17 protein-coding genes are annotated in these 22,430 nt (G+C 51.8%); 10 read left to right on the forward strand and 7 right to left on the reverse strand.

What is annotated here, in order from left to right; all coding sequences use genetic code 11:
* The first annotated feature begins 194 nt into the window (after positions 1 to 194).
* From AC6I7T_RS04565 to tsaA, 5 genes are all read left to right on the forward strand, one after another.
* Positions 195 to 2,711, forward strand: a complete 2,517-nt coding sequence (locus AC6I7T_RS04565) for a TonB-dependent receptor domain-containing protein (protein WP_497792131.1) — start codon at positions 195 to 197, stop codon at positions 2,709 to 2,711.
* A 192-nt stretch (positions 2,712 to 2,903) separates the two neighbouring features.
* Positions 2,904 to 4,019: an ABC transporter substrate-binding protein gene (locus tag AC6I7T_RS04570; protein ID WP_497792132.1), complete on the forward strand. Its 1,116-nt coding sequence runs from the start codon at positions 2,904 to 2,906 to the stop codon at positions 4,017 to 4,019.
* The gene (locus AC6I7T_RS04575; RefSeq protein WP_497792133.1) at positions 4,016 to 5,056 is read left to right on the forward strand and encodes a FecCD family ABC transporter permease; all 1,041 of its coding nucleotides are present in this window, start codon (positions 4,016 to 4,018) and stop codon (positions 5,054 to 5,056) included. The genes AC6I7T_RS04570 and AC6I7T_RS04575 overlap by 4 nt, the downstream gene beginning before the upstream one ends.
* On the forward strand, positions 5,049 to 5,846 hold the full coding sequence (locus AC6I7T_RS04580) for an ABC transporter ATP-binding protein (protein WP_497792134.1): 798 nt from the start codon (positions 5,049 to 5,051) through the stop codon (positions 5,844 to 5,846). Before AC6I7T_RS04575 ends, AC6I7T_RS04580 begins: the two co-directional genes overlap by 8 nt.
* The gene (gene tsaA, locus AC6I7T_RS04585) at positions 5,843 to 6,670 is read left to right on the forward strand and encodes a tRNA (N6-threonylcarbamoyladenosine(37)-N6)-methyltransferase TrmO (RefSeq protein WP_497792135.1); all 828 of its coding nucleotides are present in this window, start codon (positions 5,843 to 5,845) and stop codon (positions 6,668 to 6,670) included. The genes AC6I7T_RS04580 and tsaA overlap by 4 nt, the downstream gene beginning before the upstream one ends.
* An 80-nt stretch (positions 6,671 to 6,750) precedes the next feature.
* Here the strand turns inward: tsaA and glgA are convergent, their stop codons facing one another.
* The gene (glgA, locus tag AC6I7T_RS04590) at positions 6,751 to 8,205 is read right to left on the reverse strand and encodes a glycogen synthase GlgA (protein ID WP_497792136.1); all 1,455 of its coding nucleotides are present in this window, start codon (positions 8,203 to 8,205) and stop codon (positions 6,751 to 6,753) included.
* A 218-nt stretch (positions 8,206 to 8,423) separates the two neighbouring features.
* Here glgA and rsmA point away from each other — a divergent pair, with 218 nt between their 5' ends.
* Entirely contained in the window at positions 8,424 to 9,203 is a 780-nt protein-coding gene (rsmA, locus tag AC6I7T_RS04595) for a 16S rRNA (adenine(1518)-N(6)/adenine(1519)-N(6))-dimethyltransferase RsmA (protein WP_497792137.1), read from the forward strand.
* 131 nt (positions 9,204 to 9,334) lie between these two features.
* Here the strand turns inward: rsmA and AC6I7T_RS04600 are convergent, their stop codons facing one another.
* The 6 genes from AC6I7T_RS04600 to AC6I7T_RS04625 form a co-directional block, all read right to left on the reverse strand.
* Entirely contained in the window at positions 9,335 to 11,062 is a 1,728-nt protein-coding gene (locus AC6I7T_RS04600) for a DUF6600 domain-containing protein (protein ID WP_497792138.1), read from the reverse strand.
* A gap of 251 nt (positions 11,063 to 11,313) precedes the next feature.
* On the reverse strand, positions 11,314 to 11,970 hold the full coding sequence (locus AC6I7T_RS04605) for a hypothetical protein (RefSeq protein ID WP_497792139.1): 657 nt from the start codon (positions 11,968 to 11,970) through the stop codon (positions 11,314 to 11,316).
* On the reverse strand, positions 11,967 to 12,476 hold the full coding sequence (gene ruvC, locus AC6I7T_RS04610) for a crossover junction endodeoxyribonuclease RuvC (RefSeq protein WP_497792140.1): 510 nt from the start codon (positions 12,474 to 12,476) through the stop codon (positions 11,967 to 11,969). Before ruvC ends, AC6I7T_RS04605 begins: the two co-directional genes overlap by 4 nt.
* A 163-nt stretch (positions 12,477 to 12,639) precedes the next feature.
* Positions 12,640 to 13,410: a thiazole synthase gene (locus AC6I7T_RS04615; RefSeq protein ID WP_497792141.1), complete on the reverse strand. Its 771-nt coding sequence runs from the start codon at positions 13,408 to 13,410 to the stop codon at positions 12,640 to 12,642.
* Between the two features lie 93 nt (positions 13,411 to 13,503).
* On the reverse strand, positions 13,504 to 14,913 hold the full coding sequence (locus AC6I7T_RS04620) for a hypothetical protein (protein WP_497792142.1): 1,410 nt from the start codon (positions 14,911 to 14,913) through the stop codon (positions 13,504 to 13,506).
* A gap of 140 nt (positions 14,914 to 15,053) precedes the next feature.
* Positions 15,054 to 15,881 carry an ABC transporter ATP-binding protein gene (locus tag AC6I7T_RS04625; RefSeq protein WP_497792143.1) on the reverse strand — a complete coding sequence of 276 codons (828 nt, stop codon included), beginning with the start codon at positions 15,879 to 15,881 and terminating at the stop codon, positions 15,054 to 15,056.
* A 40-nt stretch (positions 15,882 to 15,921) separates the two neighbouring features.
* Here AC6I7T_RS04625 and argJ point away from each other — a divergent pair, with 40 nt between their 5' ends.
* From argJ to AC6I7T_RS04645, 4 genes are all read left to right on the forward strand, one after another.
* The gene (argJ, locus tag AC6I7T_RS04630; RefSeq protein WP_497792144.1) at positions 15,922 to 17,127 is read left to right on the forward strand and encodes a bifunctional glutamate N-acetyltransferase/amino-acid acetyltransferase ArgJ; all 1,206 of its coding nucleotides are present in this window, start codon (positions 15,922 to 15,924) and stop codon (positions 17,125 to 17,127) included.
* A gap of 688 nt (positions 17,128 to 17,815) precedes the next feature.
* Positions 17,816 to 18,853, forward strand: a complete 1,038-nt coding sequence (locus AC6I7T_RS04635) for a thiamine pyrophosphate-dependent dehydrogenase E1 component subunit alpha (RefSeq protein ID WP_497792145.1) — start codon at positions 17,816 to 17,818, stop codon at positions 18,851 to 18,853.
* 44 nt (positions 18,854 to 18,897) lie between these two features.
* Complete coding sequence (locus AC6I7T_RS04640; RefSeq protein ID WP_497792146.1) at positions 18,898 to 19,887, forward strand: alpha-ketoacid dehydrogenase subunit beta; 990 nt, start codon at positions 18,898 to 18,900, stop codon at positions 19,885 to 19,887.
* 665 nt (positions 19,888 to 20,552) lie between these two features.
* Positions 20,553 to 21,707 carry an ROK family transcriptional regulator gene (locus tag AC6I7T_RS04645; RefSeq protein ID WP_497792148.1) on the forward strand — a complete coding sequence of 385 codons (1,155 nt, stop codon included), beginning with the start codon at positions 20,553 to 20,555 and terminating at the stop codon, positions 21,705 to 21,707.
* Positions 21,708 to 22,430 lie beyond the last annotated feature (723 nt).

Raw genomic sequence — 22,430 nt, forward strand, 5'->3', positions numbered from 1 at the left:
CCTTCTGCTCCTACCACTAGCAGCGTAAAAGTGTCTGCGTCTTAAATGTATTTGATAAATGACACATGTCGTGTTAACGTGACAACTATTCCCCTAAAAAGTACACAGCAAGCTATGGAGATCGAAACACCACGGAGACGTGGCAACTATCGCCGGCTGTAACGCACGGGTTCGTACATCCCTAGGAGAACGTAATGTTCAATTGCATTTCGTTGTGGGTGGCCATTTCCTCATTTCTCGCTGATTTTCGACAGAACTTTCATCGACCTGTCCTTTGCCTCCTTCTCGCCTTGACAACACCTCTACTGGCAGAAGCCGCTGAATCCGGAACGCTCAGCGGAATTGTCAAGGACGGCTCACAGGCTGCGATTTCCGGAGCTGCACTTACTATCACCAACGTCCAAACGAAGTCCAGCTCTCATGTCGTAACAGGAAGTCAAGGCAGCTACTCGGCAGGACCTCTTTCACCGGGATTCTATGAAGTGCAGGTACAGGCGAAGGGCTTTCAGGCAACGAAGAAATCTGTTCATATCATGGGCGGAGATCCAATCACCCTAGATCTAGTTCTTTCCATTGCTCCGCATCGCGAGACGATTGATGTGCGGACCATGCAGCCGTTAATCGGCGAACCTGCAGATGCGCAAGGAAAGAAAGACTATGTTGTCACCCACGGAACAACCGGAAGTAAAGCAGACCTTCCCGACAACTGGGTACCACAGGATATAGTGGTCATCCCCTCCAAAATAATTGAAGACCAGAATCCACGCAGTGTCGTTGAAGCAACCCAAAATGTCGCCGGGCTCAGCAATTCTTACCCCGGCTATTACATGCTCGACACACAGACCAGCACGATCATTCGCGGCTTCACCGTCAGTCAGACTCTGCGTGATGGACTATGGGACGCACAGTCCAATGGCAACATGGGCTGGATGGGAAGCGTGGATCGAATTGAAGTTCTCAAAGGGCCATCGGGACTCGAGTACGGAGCCTTTTCCGGAGGCATCGGTGGAGTAATCAACCTTATTACGAAGAGGCCTCTCTCCGAACGCAAATACACCTTCCAATCGAATACCGACTCCTACGGAGGTTGGGGATTTTCCGGAGATCTCTCACAGCCGCTGACCAGCAGTGGCAAATGGTTAACACGAGCCAACCTGAACATTGCAGAGCCGCAACTTTTCGCGAACAACACCGATCAAAAGAGGCGAGCAGCAAATGTCATCCTTCAAGGGCTGCTCACAGCGAAAGACGCATTCACGCTTCAATATGAGCGCCGCTGGCAATCGGCACGCCCCTACAGCGGACAGCCGGGATATGCTCTGCGCAATGGCACCCTGATCAACATGGGCAGTTTCGACATGGAGCTCAATGTCTATGCTCCTATCTCGCAGTGGACATATAACGTACACAACGGCCGCGCGCTCTACGAACATCGTTTCAATTCGAATTGGCACCTACGTTCTGCCGGACAGGTAATCCGCAATGGACGCCTGACTCGCGGACTCTCGGCGACTCCGAGTTGGAATGGGAACACACCCAAGTACACGGAGTCGTACAGTGAGATCCATATGGGACCGGTTCTAACCTGGGATACCGATACGATGGTCGATGGCCGTTTCTCTACCGGGCGCATCAAGCACGATCTGATTGCCGGTTATCGCTTCGCGAAGCTGGGCTACAGCATGAACATGTACCGTGGAACCAATATCACGGGAACAACGAGCTTCACCGATCCCACCAATCCGCAATGGGAGAAGGTCGGCTCTTCGATGCGTTATGTCTGGGGACTCTACTGGAATCATCAGCACGACATTTATCTCAATGACGTCGCCGCAGTTACGAATAAACTGCGCTTCTCCGCCGGGATCAATTTCATGCCCCGATGGAAGACGGGGAACGACTTTGGCATGAATGCCACCGCTGCAGCCAAGAGTTATAAAAACTCCACGGACAACAATAAAACGGCCTGGCGTGCGGGTGCTCTCTATGACGTGCACTCGAGCACAACTGTCTTCGCCGATTACTCCACAACTTTCCTCCCCAATACGCCCAACACCACAACCGATGGGATCGTGCAAAACTTCGATCCGCAAACCGGTAGTCAGTTTGAGATAGGCGTAAAGTCCACTCTCGCCCACAATGCCAGCCTCACAGCTGCGGTTTATCAGATCAACCTGAACAATGTCGTCATGTCCGATCCCGACCCCACCAGAAACACCTTGGGATACGAAGTAGCCCTTGGCGGGCAGCGCAGCCGGGGCATTGAGTTGGATGGCTCGTATCGCTTGCCTCACAATTGGAACTTGCTCACCGCGTATGCCTTTACCAACGCTCGGGTCAGCAAAGATGGAACCTATCTCACCGGATCGATGCTGCCCAATGTACCGAAGGAGTCGCTCAGGATCTGGAGTACGCACGAGTTCATCGAAGGTCCCCTCAACGGACTTGAGATAGGAGGCGGTGTCCATGCAGCATCTCGCCGAAATACGAATACGATCGCAGCATCCTCTCCATCGCTATTCGTGCGAATGCCTGCTTACGGAGTGGTCGATGCCATGGTCGCCTATAACTGGGCTCATCACTTGAAGATCAGCGCCAACTTGGGGAACCTCTTCGATCATCGCTACTGGGAATCATCGGGAGGCAGCTATAGCTATCTCTATCCTGGCGAGCCTGTAAATGCAAACTTCCGTGTCCAAACAAGCTTCTAGAGCACTGCCAGCACAAATGCTATAGAAAGCGAATAGGAACAACAAACGTTACAAATACAAAAAACGGGTCCTACGCGATTTGCACCTTTTCGCGAATCGCGTGGAATTCCCAGTTAGGGTTACAACCGATTTCAGCCGAAGTAGTTGTGTTGCCTCGCGGATGTTACATGAAAGCTCGAAGAACGGAGGTTTATGTCCCCTGCGAAATTTAAGAATGCATTTCTCAACGCACTGCCACCACTTCTGTTGGCGGCTATCTGCGTACCCATCCTGCCCCTTGCCTTGGCTCCGCCTACCGTCGTACGGACACAGACTCCAGCTGCCACTCCGGCTCGGCATGCAGTGATTCTGCCGGTAATTCTGGCGGCCTATTCGACAATCGACCGAGGTGTCAACCACATCCTGGCTGTATCCAATATTGCCCGAGAGTGGGGCAGCTACGGCCTGATGCACGGTATTTATCCCGCGTCGGGAAAGCTCCCGGTTATCGGACGCATGATTATCCCGGAACCCGAACAGCTCATGAAGGTGCATCCCGATGCTCTGCTGGTCCACAAGCAACAGAGTGATGTGCTTCGGAATCTTGGGATGCCCGGCTTAGTGGAAGTCAGTATGATGCCACGCAACCCACAACAATCGCGCATGGCTATCTGGCGGCTCATCGGACATACCACTGGCAACGAGCCTCGCGTAATGCAGCTGATTCAGTGGGATAAAAGCCAGCGCGGGCAGCTTCGAGCGCTTCTCCCTTCTGTGCCTGTTGCTCTCCGCCCGCGAGTGCTACTGGTCCATGTAGGAGCTGGAACATGGTCGGTTCCCGGAGGAGGTTATGCACTCGGCAGCAGTATTGAGGAAGCAGGAGGAAACAATCTCGCCGCCGGTTTCAAACTGACCGGGCGTATCAACCTGGAGCAAGTGCTCGCACTCGATCCGGACATCCTCCTGCTCGATCCCAATGTCATGATGTCGCCTTATGCCAGCAGTTCCAAGACAACTCCCGGCGACGTCTACTCGATGCCCGAGTGCCGCGTTCTACGAGCCGTGAAGAATCGAAGGGTCTACCAGCTTCCACAGCACTCCTATACGAATGAGTCTATCGAGGACCCGCTGTTGCTCTCCTGGATGGCGGAGATCTTTTATCCCAATCAGATGCCGCAACGGTTACGTTCTCTCTACAGGGATAGCTATCGCGATATTTATGACTACCCCCTCAGCGAGGACGAGATTGATCAGGCGTTATTTGTTCGGGAAAACCTGCAGTCGGCTGGATACAACAGATTTCTTCGCAAGGATGCAAAGCCGCAATGATGCTATTCCACATATTTCGAAGGCATACGAATCTTCTCATCACAGCACTATTCCTGCTGCTGATTCTCACCATGGTTCTTTCGCTGACCTTGGGACGATATCCCCTCACCATTTCGCAGATTGCTCATGTGCTGTTTACTACACCATGGATACATGCCTCCGGCAGCTATAACAATCCTTCCTGGGTGGTGGTCGAAATTGTCCGGCTGCCGCGCATTCTTATGGTCACACTCTGCGGCATGGGGCTTTCACTGGCAGGAGCCACGATGCAAGGGGTTTTTCGCAATCCACTCGTTGGTCCCGATGTAGTTGGAGTCTCCCAGGGTGCTTCCCTTGGTGGTGTTGTAGCCATCATGCTTGCCTTTTCTCCGCTGGGAATTGTCGCCATGGCCTTTGCCTTCGGACTGGCAGGGCTTATGCTCGCCTTTGTTCTGGCAAAACTGGCGGGCAACAGCAGCACTCTTGCACTAGTCCTTTCCGGAGTCATCATCGGCAGCTTCTTCTCTTCTTTTGTCGGGCTGGCCCAGTACGTTGCCGATCCGCAAACCCAACTCCCGGGAATCCTCTACTGGTTGCTGGGCAGTTTTGCCTCAGCTACGTATCAGAAAGTTGCAGTAGTTGCCGTCGCCACGCTCATCGGAGGTGTCGGACTGTTACTGCTGCGCTGGAGAGTTAACCTCTTCGCGCTTGATGAAACCGATGCCGGTTCACTGGGCACAAATCTCGATAAGCTTCGCTGGATCATCATCACCCTGGTCGTACTACTCGTCGGCGCGCAGGTTTCGGTTAGTGGAGGTGTCGGATGGATAGGACTCATTATCCCGCATCTTGCTCGTATCTTCGTCGGACCGGAACATTCTAAGCTCCTGCCCACGGCAGCCTTCCTGGGAGGAATCTATTTGCTGGTGATGGACGATCTGGCTCGCACCATCACAACACAGGAGATCCCGATCGGACTGCTCACCGGCATAATCGGAGCGCCTGTCTTTGCCTTTCTCTTCTGGAGAACACAAACCAAGGGGTGGATTCATGACTGACCGGGCCATAGCATTCTCTGCTCTCGGACACGCCTATCAGCCGGAGCAATGGGTATTTCAGAACCTCTCCGGAGAAGTTCACCGTGGAGAAGTATTCGCCTTACTCGGGCCCAATGGCTCTGGCAAGACAACTTTGCTTAAGGCTTTGCTTGGCGCCATTAAGCCGACAGAAGGACAAGTCCATGTCTCCGGTAGCATTGGCTTCGTTCCGCAGATCTTCCAGGTAAGCTTTGACTTCACCAGCCTTGACATGGTGCTCATGGGACGCGCCGGCAGGATCGGACTCTTTTCCACTCCCAGCAGAGAAGATCGCGAAGCGGCGCTGCAAGCAATGGATCGCTTCGGAATCGTCGAACTCGCGGCGCGTCCCTTCCACGAGCTATCCGGAGGACAGAGACAACTTGTTATCTTTGCCCGTGCACTGGTCTCTGAAGCAGAGATTCTCATTCTCGACGAACCGACGTCCGCACTCGACTTGAAGAACCAGGCGATGATTCTGGACTGGCTCCACAAGCTCAGCCATGAGGATGGACTCACCGTACTTTTCACGACGCATCATCCACACCATGCTTTCGCCGTCGCAGACACTACGCTACTGATGTTGGGACAGAGCCATTTCGAATGCGGTCCTGCCGCTCAGGTATTGAATGAAGAGAACCTTCGCAGTCTGTATGGAATCGACATTCGCAGGCTCAGCTTCGAGCATCGAGGGAAAAGCACGACGACGCTCGTCCCCATCTTTGTGTCACACGCAAATTCCCTTTTGGCCGAGGAGAGAACGAAGGCATGAACAAGACATCTGCAACAGGAGAAAACCGATCAATGGGAAATACCTCTACCAAGGACGCAAATGCAGGGAAACTGCCTCCAGGCTTGGAATCCTGCACGATGAAACCCATCGGAGTGATTCGTACTCCCTTCCCTGAACCGAAGGGAACACCACTTGAACCTTCGCGCGCGCAAGGAGCACAGGGAACGGTATGGATTGATGCACCGTTTCGAGAGGCCTTGCTCGATCTGGAGGGCTTTGATCGCGTGTGGCTGCTCTTCTGGCTCCATCGTTCCGTTGAGCCAAAGCCCTTGGTGACTCCATTCCTTGATGTCAAGCCGCACGGACTATTTGCCACTCGGGCGCCATCGCGCTTCAATCCTATCGGTCTCTCCGCTGTACGATTGCTGGCCGTACATAAGGACCGTATCGAAGTTGCAGATGTCGATATCGTCGACGGAACACCCCTTCTTGACCTAAAGCCCTATATTCCGGAGTTCGACAGTTTTCCGGAGAGTAATCCCGGATGGTTCGGCACATGCAAGAACGAGAAGCTGGTTGCTGACTCACGCTTTGCGGCTCCAACATCTTCAGATCACTCCACCCTGGAGATGTCAATCGAGGAGATGAAATGCCAGCGTTGTGACGAGCGCGTACGCGAAGCTCTCAAAGCGCTTCAGGGAATTGTCAGCTTTAGTGTCGAACGAGGTTCCGCCTCGGTACTATTCGATCCGACGCAAACAAGCGAGCAACAGATACTTGCAGCAGTGACTGCAGCTGGATTCCCGGCCCGCCATAGACACACAGAGCACAGGATCTCTACTTCCGCAGAAAATAACGGCTAGCTGCTTTGAGGATTGCTCCATTCGATGAGTCGGTATCGGACTCATCGGATGGAGCAATCACATCATTCTTTATCTATTGTCTACGATCGACGGCGGGCCACTTCTTCATACAGGCGAACATACTCTTCAGCAGGTTTCTTCCAGGAGAAGTCCTGGGCCATGCCGTTGCGCATTAAGCGCTGCCAGTTCTCCTTATCCGGGAATAACGCCAGGGCACGACGCAGAGCATCGAATAACTCTCCGGAATAATAGTTCTGGAACTTGAAGCCATTCCCTGTACCCGTTTCAGGATCCCACTCCTGAATTGTGTCATCCAAACCGCCTGTCGCCCGGACTACAGGCACAGTCCCGTACTTCAGAGAGTAGATCTGATTCAGACCGCAGGGCTCATAGCGAGAAGGCATCAGAAAGATGTCTGCACCTGCTTCAATCTTGTGGGCCAAGGAGTCACTGTACTGGATGCGGACCGCAAATTTTCCAGGATGGCGATGGGCAATATCCCGAAGCAGTCCCTCGTAATAGGGTTCCCCCGTCCCCAACGCTACGACAACCATGTCCTCTTGTGCCATAGCATCGGCAATTTGCGTAATAAGGTCAAAGCCTTTCTGGGTCGCAAAGCGAGAGACGATGCCAACCACGGGTGTGGTATCGGAAACATGCTCCAAACCAAAGGCATGTAACAGGTCTCGACGGCAAGCTGTTTTGCCACTCAGATTCTCCGCCGTGTAGTGAGCAGCAATGTTAGGATCGGCATCGGGGCTCCATCGTTCATAATCGACGCCATTCAAAATGCCATACAAATCCTGAGCACGCTTATGCAGAACTCCATCCAAGGTAAAGCCAAACTCTGGAGTCTGAATCTCCTCGGCATACTTCTTACTGACGGTTGTCAGCACATCGGAATAGGTCATTCCACCCTTGAGAAAATTGAAGGTATCGAAGTGTTCGACACGATCCATCGTAAAAATCTCCCAGGGGAACAATAGGCGCTCAGTCGTATTCGGCGGAAACCATCCCTGATAACCAGCATTGTGAATCGTCAGCAATGTTCCTGCATTACGCAGCACGGGATCGAAATAATAGAGCGTGCGCAGGTACACGGAGAGAATTGCTGTTTGCCAATCATGTACGTGAAAGACATCCGGCACACCAAGTTGCTTGGTGGCTTCTAGCACAGCTCGACTGAAGAGTCCGAAGCGCTCCCAATTGTCCAGATAATCGCCGGTTTGCGTGGCATAGAGCCCCTCACGATCAAACAACTCAGGACAATCTACAAAGTAAAGCTGAACCCCTTTATGCTCGCCTCCGTTCACAATAGAAACGAAACGGTTGTAATAGGTAAAAGGTATGGTCAACGAACGAATGATGGGCTTGCCATCGGGGATGTGCTGTCGTGCTTGTTTATAGAGAGGCAAGTACACCGTTACCTGGTGGCCCAATTGCACTATTTCCGGAGGCAATGCGGCAACAACATCGGCGAGCCCTCCTGTCTTGGCATAGGGTACACATTCCGACGCTGCAAATACGATATGCATTCGTTCTCACTCCTGCCTGGCTTCACAACTCAGCTACTATGACGTTTCCACATTCCTCATTGGGAGACAACAACAAGATCTTGGGCGTTCCGATAGAAACGCTGCCAGCCCCTGCCGTACGAGACCACGGAAATGTGATCAACACCGTAAATGCGTAGTCTACTACGCTTAGGATGAGTAAATTTGAATAGCGGGTTCAATAGAACCCCGGGAAAGATATGCCGCAGAAGCCAAAACTTGGACAAAACTTCCTTCGGGATGAAAACGCTATCGAACGAATCGTCGCAGCTCTAGGCGATATCTCTACACGTACTGTTGTCGAAATCGGACCGGGACGGGGTGCCATTACTCACCGCCTGGCCAAGCGGGCACATCGCCTTATCGCCATTGAGCTGGACCGCGAACTTGGACCGGCACTGCGAACACAATATGCGGACCAACCACAGATCGAAGTCCTGGAACAGGACGTTCTCACCGTTGACTTCACTCAGTTAGCAAAGTCCGAAAAGCTCTCAGTAGTTGGAAATCTTCCTTACTACATCACCTCGGATATTTTGCTGCATCTGCTCGAACACAATGGCGTCGTCGAACAGGCTGTGCTCATGGTTCAAAAAGAAGTTGCAGATCGCATCACAGCAGATCCCGGATCGCGAGACTACGGACTGCTCTCGGCTACGGTGCAAATGTACGGACGAGTCCAAAGACTCTTCACTCTTCCTCCCGGAGCCTTTTCGCCACCTCCGGAAGTTCATTCGACTGTCTTTCGAATCACGATGGCGCCAAGGTTCCATGAGTTGGACGTGGAAGAAAGGGGATTCCTGAACTTTCTGAAAAAGTGCTTTGCTCAAAAACGCAAAACATTGGCCAATAATCTGCGGGCTGCAGGGTTCGAAGCAGCACAAATACAGTCTTTGCTCTCAAACGCCGAAATCGATCTCAAGGTACGGGCTGAAGCCATCAGATTGGAAGAGATGGCCCGACTTTACAGGCAAATCTGAGTCGCGAACATACGACAGAATTGCAATTGATCCTTCCGCTCTGGAATTGCTGAAAGAGAAACCGAAGGCCGAAAAATGGGGGCATCTCGATGAGATGCCCCCATAGACAAGCACAGATCCTCCTCCACCAGCTATCTCGGACGACCGGAGGGAGCTGGCGCACTGCGAGGTGCCGCTGATGGAGCTGGCGCAGACATTCGCGGAGCTTCCATACGTGGAGCCGGGGCAGGCGAAGACATTCGCGGAGCCGAAGAAGGAGGCTGGATCGTTATCCTCGGCGGCGCAGTAACCGGAGCAGGCGCGATACGAGGAGCACTCGGAGCCGGCGCTGACTGCTGGGGAGGAGTGATCCTTATTGGCGGAGCTACCGTTCTCGGCATAGGAGAAACAGGCTGCGGATGCTGAACGGGAGCAGTAACAACAGGGGAACCCATGCGCGGAATCTCCGTGTTGCCACTTCCCTGGCCGGGCCTGATTCCACCGCCGGGCTGAGGTCTTACCGTATTCCACGTAGAGCTGCCAGACTGTCCCGGTCCTGGAGTAATGGCCACAGGACGATCAGGCCTTGTGATACCCGTCCGACCAACAACGACGGTGCCATCGGTCCTGTTTCCGGTCGTTCCATTAAAGCCATTCGAAATCCGGATTGGAGGAAGTGGGTTTACCGACCTTCCACCGATTGTCACAGGACGGGCCACACCGCCAGCACCATAGATCGGCTGTGGCTTATACCGGGAAACTCCCCCTCGTTGAACAGGAACGATCTCGCGGGTTCCTGCCACTACACCTACAGGCGGATTGATAATCGGGCGCCGAGGATATATCCATCCCGGAGGAGTATTCCAGACGACTATTGAGGTACCGATAAAGCCGCTGCCACATCCACCGGGGATCCACCCCCAACCAAAGTTGTTGAAGTAGTTCCATGCACCACATCGATACGGCAGATACCCCCAGGGATAGGCTGAAACCCAGGTATACCCATATCCGGGATACATCGCCCAATAACCTGAGCCATAAGGATCCCAGTCCGAACCGGCACCAGCTGGAGTCCAAACCTGACCATATCCATCTACGTCATACCAGTTTCCATACGCATCCAAATCGCTCCAGGCAGGATTGTTTGGATCCGATGTCGAAGCAGTAGCCGCGGTCTGACGTTCGGCTTCTTTATTCAGACTGCTATCGCGATCATTGTTCCACTGATCCCAGGACTCCCGGGAAAGTCCTTGTGACAAGTAATAACCAGCGGCATTTCCAGCGTCGAATCGCACCTGCTCATCAGAGTGCGCATCGACCGTGAACCCCGAACCGCCAGCCAAGTGAAGATCGCCAGACAATACCCCGAGCTCTCCGGGTGGGTTATCGGCATTTACGCGGAAGATTGCAAACGTAGTAGCTGTAATCCGGTTCTGTTGATAGACAACAGAAGTCTGGGAGGAGCTGGATTGTGGCTGCAGCTCAAAATATGCCAATCCGCCTAGGAACTCTATTTCGCTGGTTTTCAGCCCGTCTGAATCGGTGCGGAGCTGAGTCACAGCTAAGGAACTGTTCGGAGTCAGACGAGCAACGCTGCCATCTTCAAATTGCAGCTCGGCACGTCCATCATTTCCCGCCTGTAGGCGTGATCCTTCAATGATGGGCATATTGGCATATGCCTTTTGGAATTCAGTCTGGTCCCCCATCAAAATCCGGACAGTACCGTGAACGTAGCTTAATCGGACAGCACGGGACTGCTCGTCAGCTAAACTCCGCTCGCTCCAGAAAACCAAGCAGGAGATTAGCAACAGGGCTACAGACACAAACCGTATCGGAACAAATTTCGAAAGCAATCGAAAACAACTTACCGGGTGCTTCATAAGCACCTCCATTTCCAAGCCCTACTACCTTGAACGCTATCTAACAGCCAAAAGTTTCGTTGATAGGCGGGGAGTTACCTTTCCCGTCCCCTTCCTTTCGAACGCCTTAGGTTTCTGCATGATTCGAAACCTGAAATGCCCCGGCCTTATCATTCCCCCATTAATTGGACGTTCCCATCAACAATAGCGATTCTCGGCCTCCAGAGCATTTTTAGGCTTTCGTATTCTCACCCAAAGCCTTGTTCAATGCTCTAGCGAACCGGCAGCTTTTCGCCGTTCAATAAAGCTTTTGCGATACGTCGAGCTCTCCCCACAATACTCGGATCATTGATGATCGACTGCAGCGTCTCCGAAATGTTCGAAAGCTCAGCTGCCTGGCCATTTGCAACCATCCGATTCAGACTCTGCAACTCTTCATCCAGAGCCAATCGATCATATTGATGCTTAGACTCCAGCCTTTGTCCAACGTTTAGGGTTGACGCAACAGCGATCAACTGATCGGCCAACTTCTGAATCCTTGGATCCTTCGACCAATTGAACTCGCAAGAACCATGACCATCCGGCCCCTCATACGCTAAAGTCTTGTTTCCCTGAAAAGCAATCTTCCCCTTTCCATCCTCACAGGAGATGGCAAAGAAATGAACTTCGCGCGCAGTAGTAAAGATTTGACTCGTCAGAGCTGGAGAGAGATGAATGTTCCGATCTTCTGCCGGGAGGGGAGATTCTTTTGTAGAGGTGTTTGTCCCCGGTTCCGAGTGGAAATGACCTTCTCCCTTCTCATTTACCGTCATGCTGTAGCTGGCGGGATCCAATTGGGGATTATTGAACTTGAAGGTAAATTGCCCTTGCGAAGCCTGAGCAAACAGAAGCGGGCTCGCAAACATAACGATCCAAGCAAGATGCTTCACCGGCTAACTCCCTGAGCAAGAAAAGTCTGGGCTGTGTGAATATGGCAAATAGCAATCGCCAGAGCATCGGCAGCATCGGCAGGCTCTGGTAACTCTTCTAAATTCAGCAACCTAGCTACCATGAATTGAACTTGTTCCTTCTTGGCTAACCCGTATCCTACGACCGAAGATTTGATCTTCAGAGGGGCATATTCGGCGACAGATATCCCTTCTGTTGCGGCGGCGAGAAGCGCTACGCCTCGGACCTGTCCCAACTTTAGTGCGGATTTGGCGTTCACCGAGTAAAACACCTCTTCGATAGCCACTACGTCAGGCTGCCAACTCCTTAATAATGAAGTCAGTTCTTCATAAAGCAAAGCAAGACGTTGCGGCAAAGACTGGCTCTTCGGCAAACGAATTCCTCCGAAAGATTCTGCAATCAGCTTTTGCTCCCGACCGGTATCGTCGCAGGTTACCACGCCATATCCGGTAATCTCCGTGCCGCAATCAATTCCAAAGACACGCATATTGTTTGCCGTTGAGTTTAAAGCATTTTTACAAGGACATACAGGAACGAATTGGAGGGATTTGAAAGGATGGAACCTTTAAGGTTCCATCCTGACGCAATGAAGAGGTGTATCGCCCCAAAGAAGAGGGTATTTTCAAAGCCAAGCGTGGCTGAGCCTCGATCTATTTTGAGACGCCTTCCAAAGGAGAACTGGCGGTAGCATACAGCTTGCGCGGCATCCGGCCGGCGGCATACGCCTGTCTTCCGGCAATCACTGCATGCTGCATAGCCTCTGCCATCAAGACCGGATTTGAGGCAGCAGCAATAGCGGTGTTCATCAGGACGCCATCCGCTCCCATTTCCATTGCCACGACCGCATCCGAGGCAGTTCCCACCCCTGCATCTACAATCATCGGTACTTCGGTAATTACCTCCCGAAGAATACGCAGGGTGGCCATATTCTGGATTCCCAAACCGCTTCCGATCGGAGCAGCCAATGGCATTACCGCAGCAGCCCCGGCATCAATCAACCTCTTTGCAAAAACCACATCGTCAGAGGTATACGGAAGAACGGTAAAGCCTTCCTTCACCAGAACGCGAGTAGCTTCAAGTGTTGCCTGAACATCTGGATATAGCGTTGCCTGGTCTCCGATGACTTCGATCTTCACCCAGGTAGAGAGTCCGACCTCACGAGCCAAACGAGCTGCACGTATGGCCTCATCAGCCGTGTAGCAACCAGCGGTATTCGGTAACAGGAAATAGCGCTGAGGATCGATAAAATCCAGCAACGATTCTTTTGAGCGGTCCAGATTTACCCTGCGGACTGCTACGGTCACCATTTCAGCGCCGGAGGCCTCGATAGCCGCTTGCGTCTCCGGTCCATCCTTGTACTTGCCTGTTCCAACAATCAGCCGCGACTGGAAGGCCTTTCCTGCAATCACTAGAGGTTCCATGCAGCCATTGTAAAGCCCTCATTCCTTCTGTCCAGCTGTGGGAGAGGATACCCCACCCTCATCATTCAGCCTAAGTCTCAACAGCTGAGACCATTAGAATTCAGACCGAAATGATTCATGGACAGAGCTCCCACGTATTAGGCCAAAGCCAAAGCTCCCTGCATCCTGCTGCCAAGACACCCGCTCAATCGAAATCTTCTCCATATTCGCGACATTCGTGCTACGAAGTTGTTCGAGCAAGGCCCAATCGTTCTCAAATTCTTTCAAACTTTCGCGCTTTGCAGCCTTCGCTGAAAGATATCTATCGACCTTAGCAATCTGAAGTGCAAAGGCTAGCCGGACATCAGACCTCTCATCCAGGACATTTCCAGACTCCACTCCAATGCTAACAACCTGGTCGTGATAGGGCAGGCTCATCCAATTGGTTCCCGCTTCGTCTATAGAGAAAACGCCACGCCGGTTTACATTGATCAGCAGATTTGCGAGCTCTTTTCGCGATGTACCGATACCACACTTATGGGCATCTTCAAGAACTCCGCCGAACCGTTCCCGATACTGTTTCCACTGCTGTTCTGCCGCAAGCGCAGAAGAAGCGGCATGTGCAGGTATTGCCTCTGAGCGACTCCGCAGCGATCTCCCGGAAACGACCGAGTTCTCGCTCGCATTTTCTTTGAAGGGATATTTCCGCGCTTCTACCGCAGGATTGAAGCGGCCAGTAAGCGCATAGGTGGCACCGACAATCGGCAAATTATAGACATACAGGAATGACAGTGGAACGATCCACTTCTTCTGATGAAGCATGGCATCTGTTCCAGTGCGTGCAGCTCCAGTCGGCTTGCGGTCGCTCGGTAATTGGGCAAAACGCCGGATGTAAAGTCCAAGAGCGGGTTTACGCTCGGCATAGTGAGTAAAGGAGTGAGCAACGGCCTTGGGGCTCGTCATTCCAAAATCGTTCAGATAATCGGGAGCAGTAGCATGAGCAAAATACACTGCAATCACTCGCCGAGCAAAATTCGCACAGTTATTCCTTATCCCGTTGTAATGGTTCACATTCTCGCGGGAATTGAACTCTTCGACAAATTTTCGATCCTGATCGATCGTCGTATGCACAGCAAACAGATATATGCCGCGAACGAATGTTGTCGCGACCATATCCCGCCAATTAAGGTTCAGGTCCGTGCTACAAGGAGGCCCGGAGCATAGCTCGCCCAAATGCTTCTTTCGGTACTGCTCCTCCAAACTTCTCTTCAATGACAGCGAGGCCACAAGCGGACGATCCGATGGCTTCTCCAATCCGTAGAGGAAAAGGCTCAACGGAATGATGTTCCACTCGTATGATTTATTCTCTCCCAAACGAGCATAATTACTGATAACCGATCCCTGCTCCCCCGGAGCGCATAGACGCAACTTAATGGGTGAGGCCGGACAGACATTGGAAAGATATATCGAGGCGTGGCCAGCTTCCGTAAAGCGGGACGAGCCTTCCCCTGTGGGATCGCTCAACAGAACGCCAACATCCGCTCTTACTGGTTCAGTGCTGCAAAATCCAACGACGAGAACCAACAAAAATGGGATGGACACGCATTTCGCATAAAATCCATCAATCCACCTTGGCTCAAGGAGGGAACCTTCAGGGACCCTTCTTACCACGAATGGAGGACTCCTTCCTGTTCAATAATGGATACTGTTACTCCGAAGAGACGTTCCAACATTGGAGCCGTGAGCAGCTCCTTTTTCGTTCCATCGGCAAAAATGCGGCCACCCTTCATCATGATCACGCGATGAATCTCCGGAATGATATCCGAGAGATGATGGGTAACAAGCAGCAAACCTGTCCCCTCTTCAGCTAGAACACGAAGTACCCTGCGAAGTTCCTTTTGCGCCGCTAAATCCAGTGCATTCGATGGCTCATCGAGAAGGAGTACCTCTGGGCGATGAACAAGAGCTCGCGCAATCTGGATTCGCCGCTTCTCTCCGGCAGACATCTCTCCAACCAGCTTCTGCGAAAGGTGGGATGCCTCCATTCTCTCCAACGCTTCCTTTGCTCTCGAGCGCATATCGGCCGTTACCTCAAGGTGAGGCCACAATGTCGATGCAGAGAAAAATCCGGCTACCACAGCATCTTCCCCCCGGGTCACAGGAGTCCGCTCTCCGGGAAGTTCTGCCGACACCACCCCGAGGTGTTTTCTTAATTCACTAAGATCCCATCTGGCACGGCCGAAGATGCGAAGCTCCATCCCTGGCTGCACCAATGGATAGCACTCACAGGTAATGGTCTTGATGAAAGAAGATTTCCCGCACCCATTCGGCCCAAGAATGGCCACATGCTCCCCCGCGGCTACATCCATCTCTATGTTGTGCAGGACAACGGACTCCCCACGTGCAACGCAAACATTGCGCAGATGCAGAAACTCGCGCGAAAAGGACTTTTGTGAAAACGGGGACGGTTGCAGATTCGGTTCAGCAGTCACAGAAATAAATCTCTCCTTCTTGATAGAGTAATTGGCAGCAATGAGCCAGCAATCGACTCTTCCTCAGGGTTTTCGTTTTGCAGCCGTTAAGGCTGGGCTGAAACAGAGTGGACGCACGGACTTCGCCTGCATCGTTGCGGATGCTCCGGCGAGTGCCGCCGCTATGTTTACCTCGAACCGCGTCACAGCCGCGCCCTTAACCGTTGATAAGGAGCATCTGAAGCGAACCGGTGGTCATGTTCGCGTGGTTGCAATCAACGCAGGCAATGCTAATTGCGCCACTGGCAAAGTCGGGATGGAAGCAGCCATTCAGGTCTGTCAAGCAGCGGCGAAAGTCTTTCAATGTGAACCGGTCGAAGTCTTCCCATCTTCAACAGGCATCATCGGCGTTCCCTTACCGGCAGAAAAGCTGGTTTCGGCACTACCAGAAATTCATAAAAACTTAGGCAGCGCGTGGGAGAACTTCGAAGCCGCCGCTCAGTCCGTCCTTACAACGGATCTGAAACAAAAAACGGCATTCGCCACAATCGAAATCGATGGCAAGCCGGTTCACATTGCGGCATTCGGAAAAGGATCGGGCATGATTCATCCTCAGCTCGTACCACATGCCACGATGCTGATGTATGTCCTCACCGATGCGGTCATTGATCCGAAGGAATTGGACATCATGCTTCGCAATGCGGTGGAGGTTAGCTTTAACCGCATCTCCGTCGATGGAGACACCTCAACTAACGACACAGTCCTCCTGCTCGCTTCGGGCTGCAGTCATGTCCAGGTCTCGTCCGCAAACAGTGCTTTCCAGGCCGCATTAACAGAAGTATGCACCTCCATGGCAAAGCAGGTCGTAGCGGACGGAGAGGGAGTCTCTCATGTCGTTCAACTTGACATTACCGGCGCGCCCACCGATGCGGATGCGCTCAAGGTCGCCAAAGCTATCGCTCACTCTCCCTTAGTAAAGACGGCATGGGCAGGTAGTGATCCCAACTGGGGCAGACTTGTAGCCGCTATCGGCTATTCAGGCGTAGCAATCGATCCGGAGAAGATCGATGTTTGGTTTGGAGATTTGGAGATCTGCCGTAACGGTGGCCGCTCGGCATCGCTTGACGAAAAAGCCGCGCATGCTTATCTAAAGCAGCCAGAGTTTACCGTTAAGATCGGCCTGAATTTGGGTGAAGGTCAATGCAGATTCTGGACGACTGACTTAACACACGAGTACGTTCACATCAATGCAGACTACTCTACATAAACTCTAATTCGAGCGTAGAAGACGGTCTTCGTTGTGTCCGAAAATCGTCTTCTATGCACAGTGACTTTTCGCGGAATTATCCTTGAATTTCGAGATAGCACGATAAGTGGTGCAATGTGGTGTTTGATCGCTAAAATCAAGGGTTTTATAGCGTCTTCACCACGATTCTCACAGGGTTTTGCACATTCACTGTGAAAATTTCCCGCAGGGTTAATGAAAAGCTCTTCGAATAAGTTGCAATAAGAACCTCAAAAATCAATATGAGCCACTTTCAAGAACCTGCTACTTCGTGTTATAGAATGACGCTTCTCCTTAGAAAAGAGCTAACGGAGTCGCATCACCAAAGATGACTTCTGCAGTTACGTCTTGGCGAGGCAAGTCTGAAGCAATTCCAGCATGGCGCTATCCGAGAGCCACAGAGCCCGAAGCCTCTTTCCACTAAAGGGAATGGCACCGGACAGATCTTGAGCGGACATCGTAACGCCGTTTTGCTATAAACGGTGATTCTTGCCACCTCTTCTGTGAAGAGTCCCAGATACTCCGCTACAATCTGAAGGGTTCGGTATTTCGAGCACTTCAATTTCAGATTGATTTCAATACAGGGCAAAGAATCACCAGTAGACATCAATATTGAGGTCTCAACGCAGAAGTTAATAAAAGCTAAAATGCTCAAGAGGTCGCCAACAGAATGGTCACGAAAGTAAAAGAGAGCCCTTCCGAACAAGGGCCGGAGACAAAAGGCAGCCCGCTTATCAGCAATGAAAAGCTGCAATTGCTCTACACGACGATGTTGAAGTGCCGCATGCTGCAGGAACGGGCAGGACTCCTCTTTGCTCAGGGCAAGATTGCGGGCAACTACGATTCCGTTGTCGGACTGGAAGCTGCAGCAGCCGGTGTCGCTATCGATCTGCTACCGGAGGATACGCTCGCGCCCTCGCATCGGGACCTCATTACCAGCTTCATCAAGGGAGTTCCCCTAGGTACGATCTTCTGCCAGCTCTATGCACGCGCGGCCAGCCCCGATAGGGGCCATTCAGCACCTGGTTATTGCGGCTATGCGCCATTAAATATCATTTCGCCATCGGCCAACACCGCAGCGCAGTTAAATATCGCTAACGGGGCAGCTTTAGCAAACAAGCTGAAGAAGAACGACAACATCGTCGTTACTTTCTCTGCGGATACCTCTTCGTCCTTGGAGTTCTGGCACGAAGCGCTAAACTTCGCTGCCATTCATGACCTGGCAATCATCTTTGTTGTCCAGAACGATCTACTACCGGGATCGGCTTCAAAGCCGCATAGCGGAATCGAGGGACTCAGCGCAAAGGCACAGGCTTACGGCATCCCAGGTATTCCCGTCGACGGAAACGACGTTGTCGCGGTGCACCGTGTAGCTCAAGAATCCATGGCACGTGCTCGGCATAATGGTGGACCGACACTGATCGAGTGCAAAACGTTCGACTTGGGCGGATCGTCTCCGAAGAGTGGAAGCAAGAGCAAGAAAGATGATCCCCTCTCCAATATGGAGCGATATCTCACGGGCAAGGGGCTCTTCCGGAAGCAGTGGAAGCAAGAACTTGTCAGCGACTTTGCCAAGGAACTCGATGCTGCTGTGGAATTAGCAGAAAAGTCCCCCCTGGCAGAAGATGCCGAATGTCTGGATCAGGTCTACTCTTTCGATATTCGAGATCGTCAGATCAATGCAAAGCACTGGACACCGAAGTACTAGAGCATTTTAAGTTTCTAAACGGTCAAGGATCTCAGGTCGAAAACATGGCATTTCTGACATACATCAGTGCGATCACCGAGGCGTTGCGCGAAGAAATGCAGCGTGACAAACGCGTCTTCCTAATCGGAGAAGATCTAGGCAAGAAGGCTAGGACTGGCAGCGCAACCAAGGGACTCGAAAAAGAGTTCGGAGCAGAGCGTGTTATCAGTTCACCAGTAGCCGAAGATGTCAATGTGAGCGCTGCTGTGGGAGCAGCCATCGCAGGTTTGCGTCCAGTCTCTGAAATCCGGCTCGCAGACTCCCTCTCGTCATCGATGGAAGCACTCACCCAACAGGCGGCAAAGCTCCGCTACCGCTCAGCCGGAACCCAGACCTGCCCTCTGACAATTCGCGTTAGCTATGGCGGAGGAATAAATGGGGGGCTCTACAACAGCCAGACAAACAGCTCATGGCTTGCCCATCAGCCAGGGCTTGTCGTAGTAGCTCCGGCAACAGTCAGGGACGCCAAAGGCATGCTCAAGGCTGCGATTCGTCAGGACGATCCTGTTGTCTACTTCGAGCACAAGAAGCTCTATCGCTCTATAAAGGAAGATCTCCCGGACGATCCCGATCTCATTACCGATCTTTTCAAGGCCTCTGTTCGCCGTGAAGGGAAAGACCTGACTGTAGTCAGCTACGGTTACACTCTTCATCTGGCTCTGGAAGCAGCCGAAAAGGTCTCTTCTATGACCGGAGCAACCATCGAAGTCATCGATCTACGTGTTCTGAACCCACTAGACAAAGATACGTTTTTGGAATCGATATCAAAAACGGGACGGTTGTGCATCGTTCACGAAGACAATCGCACCTTGGGCATAGGAGCAGAGATTGCAGCTATCGCGTCAGAGCAAGCCTTCGATTGTCTTGACGCTCCCATTGCAAGAGTAACGGCACCGGACGTTCCGGCTATGCCCTTCGCCTCGGCGATGGAACAGTTCTATTTGCCATCAGTCGATACCATCGCGGAAGCTTACAAGAAGCTGCTCGATTACTAGATAGCTGTCACACGGTGGGTCAGGACGAGATATAGGGATGAAGTGCATCGTTTGGTCTTTGCAAAAAGAGATTTTCGCGGACGGGGCGCTGAAGATCTCGTTCCCAAGGTTTCGCTGTTGCCGCAGCTCTCTTCCTTTCGTTGGACTTCTGTGCGAGTTTTTGAGTGATCCAGCTCACGCCATATGATCGTGGCAGCAAGAGTAGCTAGAACGAAGGGATCGAGAACGTGCGTTAGATCACGCATTATCTGTAACTCTTACCTGATCAGATCGACATGCATCGCTGTCGCACACTCTGTATGATTCCGACCGATCATCGCCATTACAAAATCGCCCCGACGGCCGGATTACGAGCTCAAGTGAGCTTAGAAATCAAAACAGAAATGGGCAGGAAAGTTGCGATTGTTAATCCTCCGGCGCTGTCAGGAAATGAATGTCACAAAAATCCTGGCCTTTAGCTTTATTTACCAAAGCCGCTAAAGTCCCTAAATTCGGGGATAAAGTTCTGTTCAAAGATCAGACTCAATTAGCAACAACCTCCGCAGTCCTCCTTGGTTGCCAAGATCCGCAATACCTTCATTTGAGAAAATGGCCAAACCCTATAGAGAATTAAGTACATCTTGCAGCTATTCCTGTATGCTTTTGGAAAGTAACAGGATATCGAAATGCAGAGGTTTGGTTTTTCCAGGAAACAGGCAGCGTCCAAAAGAACGCCGCGCCAGATTAACCGCAGTCTTATCTTTCATTGGATTCGCTGCCGGCAGCCTATCTCGAGGGCAGATCTGGCTCGTGTATCGGGATTACAGCGGAGTACCGTTTCGCTCATCGTCGAAGAGTTGTTGGCAGAGGGCTGGATTGTCGAAGGAGCCATGGGGCGGCTGCCGAGAGGTCGCAGACCCACTTATCTGCAACTGAATGATCAACGGGCCGTTATCGCCGTCGACGTTCATCCGACTCAAACTACGATTGCCCTCTCCAATCTTGGGGGCGGCATCCTTGCCCAAAGCTGGATTGACCTTCCCTTGGATTCAGGGAAAGCCCTGCAATCTATTATCTCGGCAATCAAGAAGCTCCGTAGTGGAAACAAGGAAGTTTCCCTTGACGGAATCGGGATTACGCTTCCTGGAAGAATCGATCTTCAGCACAAAAAGCTTGTATTCGCTCCCAATCTCCATTGGCCGGTAATGAGCATCAAGTCCCGGATTCAAAGGGCTACAGATCTTCGTGTCGAAGTGGAAAACGTTGCAAATGCCTGTGCCCTCTCCGAAGTCTGGTTTGGAGAAAGCGACGGAACGCGTGATCTCGTTGTAGTGAACGTCTCCGAGGGCATTGGAACCGGAATCTTCGCGAATGGCCAGCTATTGAGAGGTGAAAACGGAATGGCAGGTGAATTCGGCCACGTTGAGATGGATGCGAACGGACCGAAGTGTGCCTGCGGCAGAATTGGATGCTGGGAAACACTCGCCTCCAATAGTGCCGGACTCCGTTACTACCAGGAAATCGCCTCCAAACAGCTCTCCTCCTTCGATGGATTGATGAAACTGGTCAAGAATGAGGACCCTTCCGCAATTGCCGCCATCGAAAAAATGGCAAAGGCCCTCGGGCGTGGAATGAGGATGATCGCATCATCCCTGGCTCCAGCAGAAATTGTTGTCGTCGGCGATATCACGACTATCTGGCACAAGGTCGGCGGCATCATTGAAACAGAGCTACGCAACAATATTGTCGGCAAACCGCCGCTCCTGCGTCCAGCTTACGATGGAAACACTGCGAGACTTCGCAGTGCCGTCTCCTTGATCTTAAGTGGAGAAGTAGCTTAATCCTGCCTCATACAACTCCCCCGCACTGTCGCAGCCAGTCTAGATACATCAAGGTTCAACTACTGTTGGACCTTGATACAGACATGGACAAACAGCACACATCTGAATGACGGCTTTTTGTATCCCGCCACGCTTATTTACCTTCTGGCACTGCTGGTTTAATAGCTTCCACATATGATGAATGCAACATTCTTCGATGAAAGACAACTCACGGAGCCCCCGTTGTAACCGAAACAATTTCAAATAGAATTTTTCTGAGATGATGACGACCGAGATAGAAGCTATCACGGACAGTGATGTAGAAGGTCCCATCTACAAAATTGCGCAAAGAGGTACGTACAAACACGGAAATAAGAAACGAGACCACTGTTATTTTCCAAAGGTTCATATTCCGGGATCAACAAGAAACTGGTATGACAACCTACCTACAACCATTAGAGAATGCTGCAACAGTTATTCCTAACAGTCTCGATTGAGCAATCGATTTATTCCGGAGATATTCAGGCTTCTTACTTCGGCATTTCCCATGACGAATTTGTTCGATGGTCCAACCAATCAATCTGCACTCTACTGAATCAATCCAACGTACTCGCGCCAAAATTAGCCATTTTGTGAACGATTATTCTTCATTTTGCAAATTAATTCGAAGATCGAATTGACAACATCGTTTCAGTTATCGCAGACTCTACCGCGAATAATTGAGAGCATCTGGAAACCTCTCAA

The organism is Humiphilus diazotrophicus, assembly GCF_059726315.1.